General features: G+C 60.5%; 9 protein-coding genes. 4 read left to right on the top strand and 5 right to left on the bottom strand.

Features of this window, described 5'->3' with window-relative positions; translation table 11 throughout:
- The first annotated feature begins 32 nt into the window (after positions 1-32).
- Both AC3CCE_RS02910 and AC3CCE_RS02915 read left to right on the top strand, forming a co-directional pair.
- A complete protein-coding gene (locus AC3CCE_RS02910) occupies positions 33-677 on the top strand; it encodes a helix-turn-helix domain-containing protein (RefSeq protein WP_023709150.1) in 645 nt (214 codons plus the stop codon).
- 49 nt (positions 678-726) lie between these two features.
- Complete coding sequence (locus tag AC3CCE_RS02915) at positions 727-1365, top strand: FMN-binding negative transcriptional regulator (RefSeq protein ID WP_023672382.1); 639 nt, start codon at positions 727-729, stop codon at positions 1363-1365.
- Positions 1366-2009: 644 nt separating this feature from the next.
- Here AC3CCE_RS02915 and AC3CCE_RS02920 read toward each other — a convergent pair.
- The 5 genes from AC3CCE_RS02920 to AC3CCE_RS02940 all read right to left on the bottom strand — a co-directional run bounded on the left by AC3CCE_RS02920 (position 2010) and on the right by AC3CCE_RS02940 (position 11236).
- Positions 2010-4073, bottom strand: coding sequence for a carbamoyltransferase family protein (locus AC3CCE_RS02920; protein ID WP_352627062.1), 2064 nt, complete (start codon positions 4071-4073; stop codon positions 2010-2012).
- Between the two features lie 1139 nt (positions 4074-5212).
- The gene (locus AC3CCE_RS02925) at positions 5213-7423 is read right to left on the bottom strand and encodes a xanthine dehydrogenase family protein molybdopterin-binding subunit (protein ID WP_352544198.1); all 2211 of its coding nucleotides are present in this window, start codon (positions 7421-7423) and stop codon (positions 5213-5215) included.
- A 3-nt stretch (positions 7424-7426) separates the two neighbouring features.
- Positions 7427-7885, bottom strand: a complete 459-nt coding sequence (locus AC3CCE_RS02930) for a (2Fe-2S)-binding protein (protein ID WP_023689394.1) — start codon at positions 7883-7885, stop codon at positions 7427-7429.
- Between the two features lie 1163 nt (positions 7886-9048).
- A complete protein-coding gene (locus AC3CCE_RS02935; RefSeq protein WP_023685525.1) occupies positions 9049-9951 on the bottom strand; it encodes a dihydrodipicolinate synthase family protein in 903 nt (300 codons plus the stop codon).
- Positions 9952-10003: 52 nt separating this feature from the next.
- The gene (locus tag AC3CCE_RS02940; RefSeq protein WP_023697828.1) at positions 10004-11236 is read right to left on the bottom strand and encodes a trans-sulfuration enzyme family protein; all 1233 of its coding nucleotides are present in this window, start codon (positions 11234-11236) and stop codon (positions 10004-10006) included.
- A gap of 74 nt (positions 11237-11310) precedes the next feature.
- Here AC3CCE_RS02940 and pdxR point away from each other — a divergent pair, with 74 nt between their 5' ends.
- Both pdxR and AC3CCE_RS02950 read left to right on the top strand, forming a co-directional pair.
- On the top strand, positions 11311-12816 hold the full coding sequence (pdxR, locus tag AC3CCE_RS02945; RefSeq protein ID WP_023697829.1) for a MocR-like pyridoxine biosynthesis transcription factor PdxR: 1506 nt from the start codon (positions 11311-11313) through the stop codon (positions 12814-12816).
- Positions 12817-12973: 157 nt separating this feature from the next.
- Complete coding sequence (locus AC3CCE_RS02950; protein ID WP_023704114.1) at positions 12974-13465, top strand: MOSC domain-containing protein; 492 nt, start codon at positions 12974-12976, stop codon at positions 13463-13465.
- The last annotated feature ends 4 nt before the right edge of the window (positions 13466-13469 follow it).

Raw genomic sequence — 13469 nt, forward strand, 5'->3', positions numbered from 1 at the left:
CAATACGTGAGCCGAGGACCCAAGTCAATATAATGACCAATGTTACGGAAGCGTTTGATGCCGAGCAAGCGCTTGGGCAAGCGATAGCAGCCCGGATCCGAGACTTGAGGCGTGACCAAAGCCTGACCCTGGATCGCCTGGCTAAACTAAGTGGCCTATCGAAGGGAACCGTGGTCGCGCTGGAGCAGGGTAGGGCGAACCCCAGTATCGGCATACTGTGTCGGCTGGCGGCGGCGTTTTCGCTCTCGGTGGCCGATTTGTTGAACGAGCACCCTTCCACGGTGCGCCTTCCCATCGAGCGGACAGAGACCAGGAGGCTTTGGACGAGCGCCAAGGGAAGCTCTGCGCAACTGCATTCGTCGACCTCGGGACGCACGATGTTCGAACTGTGGAGCTGGGTCATGATGCCGGGCGATGTGTTTTCCGCGGACGCTCATAGTCCGGATACGCGCGAGCTGATCTCGGTCAGTCAGGGTGCCCTGAGCGTTGTGGTAGGTACCCACGTGGAAATTTTAAGCGAAGGCGAGAGTGCGCGGCTTGTCACTGACCAACCTCACTCATATGCGGCGGCATCTGATGTGCCCGCCCACTTCACGATGGCGGTGCTTGAGCGTGGTGGACACCGAAATCCGGGGCACTCGTCGACGGCAGCGAAGATTCAGGGGCACGTTCCGTAAGGCCCCGCCGATTACTAACAACCGCACATTCGCGACAGGAGATAAACCGTTGTACGTTCCGCCTCATTTTGCCGTCCCTGATCAGAACGCCCTGTTTGACCTTATCGAGAGACACCCGCTGGGTATCCTCGTCACCCAAAGCAAAGGCACGCTGGACGCGAACCACCTCCCTTTCGAGCTTGACCGCTCGAAGGGAGACAAGGGCGTTCTCAATTGCCATGTCGCTCGCAAGAACCCAGTCTGGGAGGAAGTCGCCAATGGCGATGAGGTTCTCGTAATCTTCCGTGAGGCCGACGCTTACATCTCGCCGAACTGGTATCCGAGCAAGCATGAATTCCACAAGCAGGTGCCGACCTGGAACTATCTCGTCGTCCATGCCCACGGACGCATCACTGTCCGGGATGATGAGCGGTATGTGCGCCGCAACGTGGCGAAGCTCACTCACATGCAAGAAGCCTCGCAGCCGGTCCCATGGAAGATGGGCGACGCGCCGAAGGACTTCATCGACACGATGGTCAGGGCAATCGTCGCCTTGGAGATCGAGATCACCGGCCTGGTTGGAAAATCAAAACTCAGCCAGAACAAAGAGTTGCGCGACATTCAGAACCCTGGCGAAATGCTGCGTGCCCAAGGGGCCATTGCGATGGGAGAAGCGATGCTCGCGGCTGCGGCGGTCAAATCCCAATAGCATGTGTCTTGTCCCGACAAAGCCGCTGGTGCCGGCTTCCCGACGGGTCACCTAGTCCGCCTTGACGCACGGCAATAGCGTTTGACGGCCTGAAGCGACGCTGTGGTCACCCTTGTGATGCTTTTCCACGCGCCTGCTCAGGCGACAGGATTGCTCCGTCGTGAGGACAGGCGGGAGTTTGCAGGTTGCGGTGGGCGGGTTCGTTTCCGGCGCCTGCGCCCCGTCGTATGTCGCGAGTTGAGGAATGCGATCGAGGGCGATGTGCAGGATGCGCTGCGGGAACGTCGTCGGCTGGCACAGACGGACTTCCGATTTCACCTCGACCACCCGCGCAGCGGTTTTGAATGAGGCGCAAACGCACGCGTGTCGAATTGGGCGATTTCCCTTGGGCGCCGAGCTCGACCATGCGCGATGATGCGCTCGACGCAGCTCCAGCTGGCGGCGCCTTCAACGAACTCCTTGAACCTGCAGACCTTGCCCGAAAGCACTTGCTCTTACGGGAGATGATTGGCTTTGTCGCCGAAGCGACTGATGGAGATGTTGGTGGGCGCCGCCGCGTAGGCGACGACCCCGTAATCACAGCGGGAGCTCGCAGGCGGGGTCGACAAACACCCTTGATTGGCCGAGCTTGAGGTGCATCTCTATCAGGCTGATTGCTTATTGGGCTGGTCCAGCGTTTGATCGGACCCATGATCCATCCGACCAGCTTGTGAGGGATGCAACCGAACCAGGCGCTGCTCCCACAGTCTTCGCAGGCCCTCCATTAGAGCTGCATGCCTGGCCTGATCCGGCTCAATCATATTGAGGTGATCTCGCAACACGGCTTCGCCCTCGATCCGCATCAGTAGATTAAACAAGTCGTTTGAAATTCGCACACTGTCAATGCTGGAGTGGTTCGGAATAATCTCGCAGACAGTCTCCTGATGATCTCGCGCTGTGTAAGCACGGGTTTGATGGAGGGAGACTGAGGGAGGCAATGAAATCGCAAGCGCAGTCCAATCCTGCAGCGTTGCAGCCCGTTTTTTTACCAGGAAGGGCCCGACCACAAGTCCATCCAGCTCTGTCGTCAAAAATGTGGCAATCGCGTCTGCAACCGTATCCACGATCGGTTCAGCATTGTTGTTAAAGGACGTATTGAGCAGAATTGGAGTGCCTGTCCGCTTCTTGAAGGCATTGATGACCTCCCAGTAAGCTGGGTTGGCATCGCGCGATACTGTTTGCAGCCGAGCCGTACCGTCGACGTGCGTAATGGCACCCAACAAGGCGCGCTTTGAGTCACGCACGCGAACGACGAAATTCATGAATGGAAATTCGTGCTTACCGTCCGGGAGGTCGAAAAATTCGCTCGCATCCTCTTCCAGCACAGATGGTGCGAAAGGCCTATAGCCTTCGCGCTTCTTGACCATGGCATTGATCCGGTCCTTGTTTGCAGCGGGCCGAGGGTCGGCAAGAATGCTGCGGTTGCCCAGCGCACGTGGCCCAAACTCCGAACGACCCTGCACCCAGCCGATCACGGCGCCGTTGGTGATCCAGTGGGCTGCACTGCTCGCTACGTCATAAGAGCGTTCAACCTCGAGATGTCCGGACCATGCATTCAGTTCCTGTTCCACGGCGCGGTCGCTCCCGAGATCAGGACCCCAATAGACCTCCTGCAGTCGCTCACGCGGCGCGGGGCGGCCCATCTCGTTAGAGACTATCAGCGCAGCTCCCAATGCGCAGCCAGCGTCGTGAGACGCGGGTTGCACGAAGATGTCTTCGAAAAGCCCTGAATACAGCAGCTTGCCGTTCATCGTGCAGTTGTGGGCTACCCCTCCCGCCAGACACAACCGCTTCATGCCGGTGGCCTCACGGTGGTGCCGGAGAATGTGGAACACGATCCGCTCAAGCGCTTCCTGCAGTGACGCACTCACATCTCGATGCTGCTGGGTGAAAGGCATTCCCTTTCGCCTGATCTCGATGTTGCGGAGCAACGCCGGACCGATGCGGTCGAGGTGAACACGGTAGCCACCGTTGGCGGAGAGCTCGTACAACTGCTCGAAGAGCTCGCGATAGGGAGCGGGGTCGCCATAGGGCGCGAGTCCCATTACCTTATACTCGTCGAACATGCCGTAGCCGAGACAGCGGATCGTCTCGAGATAAAACAGCCCAAGAGAATTGTCCTCCGGGAAAGCCTCGATTTGCGTAATTTCTGTGCCAGACCCTACCGCCACAAGGCCCGACAGGAAATCACCACAGCCATCAATCGCTAGAATGAGACTTTGTTCGAAGCCCGACATTGCAAAGGCGCTCACGGCGTGCGCCTGATGATGACCTACGAATGAAATACGCGAACTGTCCAACTTAGTGCCGAACTCACGCACTAACAGGTTCTGCACCAACATTTTAGCATCCAACGGAGTGGAGAGAATGTCCGGTTGGGAAGCGGACATACCTTCAAGCATGGCGTTGGCATAGGGCTCGCTGGCGTAGACCGCGACACGATCAATGTCGCTGAGCTGAACCCCGGCCGTCGAGAGACAGTATTGAATCGAACCACTTGGCAGCTTGTTCGAGTGCTTGATTCGATTGAGGCGTTCCTCTTCTACGGCGGCTATCACCTTTCCGTCTCGGACGAGCACCGCGGCGCCATCGTGCATAAAGGCGTTCGGACGCTCGAATCGGTTTTCATGGACTTGGTCAAGTCCGCCGCTGATTCCTAGGCACAGCATTTCTTTCTCCAAATAGTAACGGGAAGCCAAATTGGCTTACCTCGACTGTTTCCAACTAAATAGGCGTGTTGTCGCCTGCAGCTGCGACCGCCCGTCAGGCATCAGCGGCATCGAAGAAAGCCTCATAAACGATCAATGAGATGCTTCGACTGTGACGCCTACAGTGCCATCACGCCGAGAGCTTGGCTGGATCATCCAATCCTGAGCGGCTGCTGACATGTATCCGGCGATGTCGTTTTCATCGGCAGAACCAACTTGCGATGCCGCCTGTTCTTGGGAAGGGCGGCCGTCGACGAATAACAGTACCGCCCCCGTGAACTGGCCCGATTTCATTCTCCGAAGCGACCATGGTCGCACCGCCCGACATTGTCGGCCAGTTGCAACTCACTTTCTCGGCACGACCTCCACTGCACGTCAGGGCGCATCGAAGATTTTCTCCTTTGGATTATACCTAAGGCAGCTTTCGTCACGCGTTAGAGCAGCGTGTGATTGGTGCGTGAGGCTCTTTTTTGTCCATGCACGATTCCGGAAGAGTGATGAAATCGATTGTTTTGATCAAAGTCATCCACGCTATGAATAACAGCCGCAGCACATGCGTTTTCAAAGCGCTTCAGGCTTCCCGGATGGCTACTCCGATGTGAAGCGCATGGCATTCCAAGCGCTCTGTCAACCAAACGATGAGTATCGGCGTCGACCCTCATTGCCTTCGTCTTCGCGACTCCGTGACAGCGGCTGGCATTGTGTTTGTAGGGCATCGGGCGAAGATCATGTCGATCGGCCATCTCGCCTGCCTATTGACAAACCCTTGAACAATGATCCACGCACCAGCGCGATTGTGATCACGAGCGCCTCTGAGCTCTGGAGGTTCGGTTTTCTGAGGGTTCCTGGGTCTCCGAAGCGATGGAGGTAGCTAGCCTTCCTGGTGCTATACGGTTGTGCTCTTCATGGAGTGGACGCATTTGCGTCTCGAAAGCGGTTCTTCAGTGGAACCGGCGCCAAGGCCCGTCTGTGGTCGTTCAGAACACGGGGTGCCGTCTCCAAACCGGATATTGGAGCGGGCAGCCGCCGGAATTTGACCCATGGAAATGAGCGCCTGTCAGGAGGCGTTCGAAAACGGCGCGATCTTCATCGCGGCTGTTTCATGGTGTCATTCCTGACATGTTCTTTATAATCGGCAGCTTGCGGATAGTCTTGCCCGTCGCCGCCCGTAGCGCGTTGGCGACGGCCGGGCCGATCGGCGGCACACCTGGCTCACCAACTCCCGTGGGCGGCTCCTCGGACGGCACAATGTGCACCTCGACTCGCGGCATCTGCTCGATCCTGAGCGGTGTATAGGTATCGTAGTTCTCTTGGTCTACGACACCGCCCTTCAGGGTCAGCTCCTCCTGGAGGATCGCACCTAGCCCGAATCCGATACCGCCCTCCATCTGAGCGCGAATCTGGTCAGGATTTATCGCGGTGCCGCAATCTACCGCGCAGACGACGCGGTCGACCTTGAAACCATTTTCATCGTTGAGGGTGATCTCCACCACATCGGCGACATAGGTCGAGAGGCTTTCATGCAGGGCCACGCCGCGGAAACGGCCTTCCGGCAGAGGCTTGTCCCAGCCTGCCTTCTCAGCAGCCACTTTAAGCACGGCGGCATGCCGTGGATGGTGACCGAGCATTGACAAGCGGAAGTCGACCGGATCACGGTTCGCAGCGGCGGCGAGCTCATCGATCAGGGTTTCCACCGCGTAAGCGGTGTGGGTGGAGCCTACCGAACGCCACCACAGCACCGGGATGTTCACGTCCGTGGTGGTCAGCTCGACCTTCAGGTTCGGGATCGCATAGGGCAGGTTGGTGGCGCCCTCTACGGAGGTTGGATCGATGCCGTTCTTGATCATCGCCGCAGAGGTCGAACCGCCCAAGACCGATTGACCCACGATGTGGTCATGGAGAGCGACGACATTGCCTTTCTTGTCGAGCCCCGCCTTGACTGCGTGCACATAGGCCGGCCGGTACCGCCCACCCCGCATGTCATTCTCGCGGGTCCACTGCACCTTCACTGGCTTGCCGCGTCCCAGTGCACGCGCTGTGGAAACAGCTTCGATAATGACATCTGCATCCAAGACCGCGCGGCGGCCGAAACTGCCGCCGGTCTTCATCACGTGCAGCCTCACCTTGTCCGGCGTGGTGCCGCCTACCTGAGCGGCAGCCGCCTGATAAAGGTCGGGCATCTGGTGTCCGCCCCAGACATCGATGGTGCCGTCTTCGTTGATTCGGGCGGCCGCGTTGAGTGGCTCGATCGAAGCATGGACAAGATAGGGGAATTCGTAGTGCCCCTCGATGATTTTCTCAGCACTGGCGAACGCTGCGGGAGTGTTACCGTCGTCGCGCGCGGTGGCCGCGCCCAGATCGTCTGCTGCCTTGTTGTATTCGGCCATGATCTCGGCCGTGCCGCGCTCTTCGGCCTTCTCCTCGTTCCAGGTCACCTCCACGAGGTCGCGGCCCTTCAGCGCCGTCCAGGTGTCCCTGCCAACCACGGCAAGGCCTCGCGGCGTCTGGATGACATCGACAATGCCGTCGAGTGCCTTGGCCTTGGTTGCGTCGAAGCTCTCGATCTCGGCGCCGAACTTCGGCGGATGTATCATAACGGCCGTCTGGAGTCCCTCCATCATGAGGTCGATCGTGTAGGTCTGCGCGCCGTTGGTCTTGCCGGCGGAATCGTAGCGCTTGAGGCTGTCCGATCCGATCTGGGCCCACTTGTCGCGCGGCTTTAGCGGCACGTCGTCGGGAACCGGCATTCCCGCTGCGGCTTCAGCCAGGTCACCGTAGCGCGCCTGCATCCCTGAGGCGTGCGACACGACCCCGGAAGCGACTTTGATCTCGCCGGCTGGCACGTCCCACCGCTGCGCCGCGGCCGCCACCAGCAAGGCCCGTGCGGCAGCACCCGCCTTGCGGTAGCGTTCCCACGACGAGCCCATCGACGTGGAGCCACCAGTTGCCTGTGCGGCCCCGCCCCAGGCGAGATTGCCGTAGAACGCGGTATTGCCATATCCGCCGACCACGTCCACCTGCGCCCAGTCGCCGTCGAGCTCTTCCATAACCAGGGTGGCGATGCCGAAATAGGAGCCTTGTCCCATCTCGAACTGCGAGGAGTGGATGATGATTCGGTTCTCCTTTGTGATCTCGACATAGGTCTGGAAGGGGTTCGCCGGAACCTTTGCAGGGGTCGTTTGTGCGATGTCGGGCGCGGCCAGCACTGGCCGGTAGCCCACTGCGAGGCCGCCGGTGGTAACGCCCGCGCCGACGAGGAACCAGCGGCGCGTGGGCCGCACGGCAGTATGCTTCGAGAGAAACTGCGACATGCCTCAAGTCTCCAGCCGGTTGGCGGTCTCGTGGATGGCCGCGCGGATGCGATGATAGGTGGCGCAGCGGCAGAGGTTGCCGCTCATCGCCGAATCAATATCATCGTCCGTCGGCTTAGGCGTTTCTGTAAGGAGGGCCACGGCCGACATGATCTGGCCAGACTGGCAATAGCCGCATTGAGGTACGTCGAACTCGGCCCACACGGCCTGGACCGTTTCGCCTATCTTGCCCGACACACCCTCAATGGTGGTGATCGAGGCTCCTTCGATGTCGCCGACTGCGGTCTGGCACGAGCGCGTCGGCATGCCGTTAACGTGAACCGTGCAAGCGCCGCACTGGGCAAGCCCGCAACCGAATTTCGTTCCCGTGAGTCCGATGACGTCACGGACCGCCCAGAGCAGCGGCATCTCTGGATCGACGTCGAGTGTTCGCGCCTCGCCATTGAGGGTAAAAGCGACCATTGCTTGCTCTCCTTGTCCTGAGCTGGCTATCTCGTTGAGCCTCCGCCCGCCTGGCAACCGAGCTCTTGTTGCTGAGGCCTAGCGACCACACCGTAGGAACGCGCAGCTCAAGCAACAAGCCGCTAGGTTGGCGAGTTACGAGATCGTGAAGTGGGTCGTGTCGAAAGGCTGGAGGCAACTGAATGTCATTTTTTGGGCGGACAGGCCGCTTTAGGCTGGGTTACACGAGACTGGACATTCGGGTCGTCGCGAACATCGACCGCTGGTCGGCCGCGTCCGGCAGGGCCCTGATTGGCTACACGAAATGAAATGGGACTACTATCGATGGGGGCCTACCTCGACCCGCAACCTCCACGACTGGACCCTCAGGTTTCCGGCTATCGTCCCGGGCGGTGGCCGAGCTCGGCGCCTCGGACGCGATAATAGGCGGTGAGGCGTTCGTCGTTGACCAGAAGGCTTGTCGCGCATTCCCAGTCTTCAGCGGGCTCTTGGCCGCGGCGGGAGACGTCAGGACCATGCTTGCCGGCTTCGACCTGCTCAAGATCGACGGCGAGGGTCTTCGCGATCGGCCACTCGTCGATCGGCGCAAAGCGCTAGTTAACCTGCTGAGACGCCGCCAAACGGCATCGTTCTGAGCGACGAGATCAGCGGCGGCAGCGACATTCTCGCGCAAGTCTCCCAGTTCGGCCTCGATGGGCATCGTCTCCAAGCTGCGTGTCAGTCCATATCGATCCGGCCGGCGCCAAGAATGGGTGAGACAAAATGCGTGCTGAGTGATGAGTTCATCGTCATCGGCTGCGAACCCGGCAACAGTTACGGCGGTCGGGAAGCGTGCTCTGGCGAATGTCGAGGACGGAAATCTGGTGTTCGCCGGCGGCATTGGCACCGGCTTCAATGCGCGCACCGGGCCGGAAGTAAAGCGCCGGCTCGATGCCATTCCAATGGATAAACCACCGATTCCTAGTTTGAAGGCGAACGGTGCGGCATGGGCGGAGTGCCCTGCGCAGTCTGTACCTCCGCAGTCGATTGTCGAGTTCGAAGGGGGTGTGATTGGCGTCGAGACCGCTCCAGCCATGGCTATCAGCACGCCGAGTGCGTTGTTTTCGATCAGTTCTCGAAATGAGCGGGTAAATACCTTTCACTTGCCGAACGGGGTTTGCTGTTCACCGGCTGGCATCCGATGGCAAACCTTTCAACGCGGCAGCGATCTGGCGCTTCGCTGCTGGGGGCAGAGGCAGGATGGGACGCGGGGGTTCGGCACTGCAAACGTCGAGCAATTCAGCGAGTGCATAGACGACGCGAAGGCTCGAGAACTCCTTGAAGAGGCTCCAGATCGGGACCAGCGCGGCATTGATCCGTCGCGCTTCGGCCGCATCGCCCTGTTGCGCCGCTGTGACGATCGTCATGCAGACCTCGGGCAGGATGCCCGCGAGGACGCTGTACCATGTGTCGGCGCCGGCGATCATGGCCTCGGCGGCGTTCCAGTCGCCGCTGTAACCAATCGAGAACCCTTCCGGCAGTGTGCGCCTCTGGGCGGTCAGGTGGTTCTTGATCGCATCGCTTTTGTCTGTCGGATTCTTGATGGCGACAATCCCAGCCACCTTTGCCAGGCGGCTGACAAGGGGTGGACTGAAATGGAAATGCGTCGTTCCTGGATTGTCGTAGACGACGATCGGCAGGCCACTTTCGCGCGCCACAGTGGAGAAATGATCGAACACCTCGTCATCAGTAAGCGGGGTGTAGGAGGCGGCGGCAAGCAAACCCGCAGCTGCTCCAAGGGCCTTGGCGTCTTGCGCGAGCCCCACGGCTTCATCGGTGCGCAGCGCGCCCACACCCACCACGACCGGCATTTGCCCCGCCGTTTGGTCCAAGGTCTCGGAGAGCGCCCGCCGCCGTTGCTCGCGCGACAGATAGATGTATGTGCCGGTGCTGCCGAGAAGACCGATGGAATCGACCTGAGCAATGCCAAGCCGAGCAATCAGCCTGCGCAGGGCAACGCTATCGACGCGGCCGTCACGATTGGTCGGGGTGATGGGGAACGCGGAAAGACCGCTCAGGAATGCCATGGCAAGGCTCCAGATCTATGTGTGAGCGCAGAGGTGGCCGCACGCCAGGTCATTACAAGACGTCCAAAGCCCGCCGCAGATCGGCGATCAGGTCATCAGCGTCTTCAAGCCCCACCGAGAGACGCATGAGATCCTCGCCGACTCCATCGGCCAAATGGGCATCCTTGCGGATCGGCTGCCGAGCACGGGTGAGGCTTGCTGGATGATAGATGAGGCTGTCGGCATCGCCGAGGCTGACGGCGCGAATGATCAGGTTGAGCCGGTCCATCATCCGGCGCGCTCCTTCGTATCCAGCGTGGAGGCCAAAGGCCAACATGCCCGATCCGTTGGACATCTGTTTTCGCGCCGTCACCTGATCAGGGTGCGAGTCGAGGAACGGATAACTCACAAATGCCACCGCCGGGTGCGCTTCCAGCGCCCGAGCCACCGCAAGGGCTGTGGCGCTGTGCCGTTCCATACGCAGCGTCAGCGTCTTGAGACCGCGCAGGATTAGGAAAGCTGACATGGGCGAGAGCGCTGCGCCGGTGATGTAGCGCAGGCCCGTTTCATGCAGCGTACGGAGCGTCTGGGCGTCGCCGAGAAGCGCCCCGCCAAGGGCATCGCCATGACCATTGATGTACTTGGTCATCGAATGGAGCACGATGTCCGCCCCGTGCTCAAGCGGTCGCTGGAGCGCGGGCGAGGCGAAGGTGCTGTCGACTGCAACCCTTACACCGCGCGCGTGAGCGCGCTCGGCAATTGCCGCTATGTCGAGGATGCGGCTCAGCGGATTCACCGGCGTCTCGAAGAAAACCAGCCGCGTCCGCTCGGTGATCGCAGCATCGAGATTGTGAGGATTTGACAGATCGACCGCGACGACCTTGATGCCGAAGCGGGGGACCGCCTGTTCGACCATGGCAAGCGTGTTCGCATAAAGCGTCTTGTGGACGATGAGTTCATCGCCCTGGGACAGGAGCGACAGGATCAGAGTGCCGAAGGCCGCCATCCCCGAGGCAACAACCAGCCCTGCCTCGGCTCCTTCCAGATTCGCGAGCCGCTGCTCGAGGATCTCGGTCGTGGGATTGTATTCGCGCGCATAGAGCCTTCCACCAAGGGCGGCGGCGGCATCGTTTGCTGCCACGCTTTCGAACCCATAGGTTGACGTCAGGAACACTGGCGGCTGGACGGCATTGGAAAAGCCGGCCGGATCGTAGCCATGATGGATCGCCCGGGTGGCAAATCCGGGGCTGGTGCGGTTGAGCGACCCCGTGGGAGCATCGGTTTCGGATTGATGGGAGCTGGTCATTCGGCCTCTGCGATCTCTCTTGGGGTTCCGAAAGATTGACGGCAACCTGGCCAATGTGAAATATCCAGTTGGCGATGAAAGAGATGGTCCAGTCTTCAAGTGCCGGGTCTGCAGCGCGCTCGCACGCGATGGGTGCACGCCAGATATACGAAGCCCTTCGCGAGCAAATCCTCGGCGGCGTCTACGAAACCGGCAGTCAGTTGCCATCCTCCCGGGCCCTGGCAAATGACCTCGGCGTTTCGCGAACCACGGTGACGGTCGCCTATGAACAACTGGCTGCGGAGGGTTTCATCGAAGTCCGTCAAGGCGCACGACCTCGCGTTGCGTCTTCGTTGATGGGCCATGGGACGGGGCGCACTCACGCGCAACGGGTCGGCCCAATCCACCTGTCCGCATATGGCGAGCGGCTGCGCGCGACGTCACCCTGGCCAGATTATCTGCCGACTGGGCTGAAGGTCGAGTTCCGCTATGGCGACCTCGCGCCGTCGGATTTCCCTTCACTGGTCTGGAAACGCGCGATGAACGAGGCGATGGGGCAGCGCCCGCTGCGTCTTGCCTATGACGATCCTCGCGGCTCGCGCCGGCTTCGCCAGGCGCTTCAGGGCTATCTCTGGCGCGCCCGGACCCTGAGCTGCGACCTCGACCAGATCATAGTTGTGAACGGTTCGCAGCAGGGCCTTGATCTGTGCGCGCGCCTGCTTCTCGATCCCGCCGACCGTTTCGTCATCGAGGATCCGTGCTACAGGATGGCGCGTCAGGTCTTTGCCAGTACGGGTGCCTCACCCATCCCGGTCATCGTCGACGAAGACGGGATGAGGACCGAGTTGCTAGCGGGGATCGGAGCACGACTGGCTTATGTGACGCCATCGCATCAGTTTCCGCTGGGCGGCGTCATGCCGATCGCGCGCCGCCATCAGCTTCTGAAATGGGCGCGGCACAACAACGCCTATGTGATCGAGGACGACTACGACAGCGAATATCGCTACGACATCAATCCGGTCCCTCCGCTGCACAGTCTCGAGGACCACGGGGCTGTCATCTACCTCGGCACGATCTCCAAAACGCTCTCGCCGATGCTGCGCATCGGCTACCTCGTCGTCCCGCCCGAATTGCAGGAGGTCTTCGCAACCGCCAAACAATTCGCAGACCGGCATTCGCCGGTCGCTGAACAGGAAGCGCTGGCATCGTTGATCGAGAGCGGCGGCTACGAAAGCCATGTGCGCCGTGTGCGCAGGCTGAACGGCGAGCGTCGGGAAACGTTGTTGGGTGCCTTGCAGCACAGCTTCGGGGATCGCATCACTGTCCAGGGAGCAGATGCGGGACTGCACGTCGCGGTTTGGTTCAATGACCTGCCACGATCGCGGGAAACGGCCTTGGTCGAATCCGCCCGCGACGCTGGCCTGGGGCTACACCTGATCTCGCCGCTCTACGAACGGCCATCGGACGAAGGCCGCACCGATCGCGTCGGACTTGTCATGGGCTATGCCGCCTTGAGCATTCGGCAGATCGGGAAGGGCGTTGAGGTCCTGCGAGAGGTTGTCAAGCAGGTGCAAGACGCGATGCCGGCGCGGAACAACTGAGCCGGGGCGACGCCGAAAGCTGGCGCTGAAAACGGTCCGAGGGCCCCCGTATTTCTTTCCAAACAGCCAACTGGACCGGGAAAATGCCATGCAACTGGCGCTGTTGATCAGGCCAGTTTTGCAGCAGGTTTCCACGGACGAATTTCCGAGAGCGATGATGACCTGGCGAGGAAAGCTGCTTCACGTCCATATCGCGCCTGCCGCCTCCTATGAAATGGAGGAGCTGGCGCAGGCGCAGCTTATTGCCGGCCAAGGCGTTGTCGGAGACCGCTACTACCTGGGGACGGGGACCTATTCCGCGCGTCCTGACGTTCGCGAAGTGACGCTGATCGAAGCTGAAGTCTTGGACGCCATCGCCCAGGGCGAACCCAGAATTCCGGGCTTCAAGGCCAAGCTCGCACCCGAAGATCACCGGCGCAATCTGACGACACGAGGCGTTCCGCTTAGCCATCTTGTCGGCAAACGCTTCCGGGTCGGGGAAACGATTCTCAGGGCCGCCCGGATGAATGTGCCGTGCAAGTATATCGAGGAGTTGCTCGGGCTTCCGGGTCTCTACGAGGGGCTTCTGAACCGCTCCGGCCTGAACTGCACAATCGAGGTCGGGGGCGTGATCCGCCCCGGTGATCTGATCTTGCCCATCGACGAGTGAAACG

It is taken from the genome of Mesorhizobium sp. P160187, from assembly GCF_057766425.1.

What these genes read in the sequence shown, in the direction of transcription:
- AC3CCE_RS02920 (WP_352627062.1), bottom strand. Translation starts at nt 4,073, where the DNA reads ATGCTGTGCCTAGGAATCAGCGGCGGACTTGACCAAGTCCATGAAAAC.
- AC3CCE_RS02925 (WP_352544198.1), bottom strand. Translation starts at nt 7,423, where the DNA reads ATGTCGCAGTTTCTCTCGAAGCATACTGCCGTGCGGCCCACGCGCCGC.
- AC3CCE_RS02950 (WP_023704114.1), top strand. Translation starts at nt 12,974, where the DNA reads ATGACCTGGCGAGGAAAGCTGCTTCACGTCCATATCGCGCCTGCCGCC.
- AC3CCE_RS02930 (WP_023689394.1), bottom strand. Translation starts at nt 7,885, where the DNA reads ATGGTCGCTTTTACCCTCAATGGCGAGGCGCGAACACTCGACGTCGAT.
- AC3CCE_RS02940 (WP_023697828.1), bottom strand. Translation starts at nt 11,236, where the DNA reads ATGACCAGCTCCCATCAATCCGAAACCGATGCTCCCACGGGGTCGCTC.
- AC3CCE_RS02935 (WP_023685525.1), bottom strand. Translation starts at nt 9,951, where the DNA reads ATGGCATTCCTGAGCGGTCTTTCCGCGTTCCCCATCACCCCGACCAAT.
- pdxR (WP_023697829.1), top strand. Translation starts at nt 11,311, where the DNA reads ATGAAAGAGATGGTCCAGTCTTCAAGTGCCGGGTCTGCAGCGCGCTCG.
- AC3CCE_RS02910 (WP_023709150.1), top strand. Translation starts at nt 33, where the DNA reads ATGACCAATGTTACGGAAGCGTTTGATGCCGAGCAAGCGCTTGGGCAA.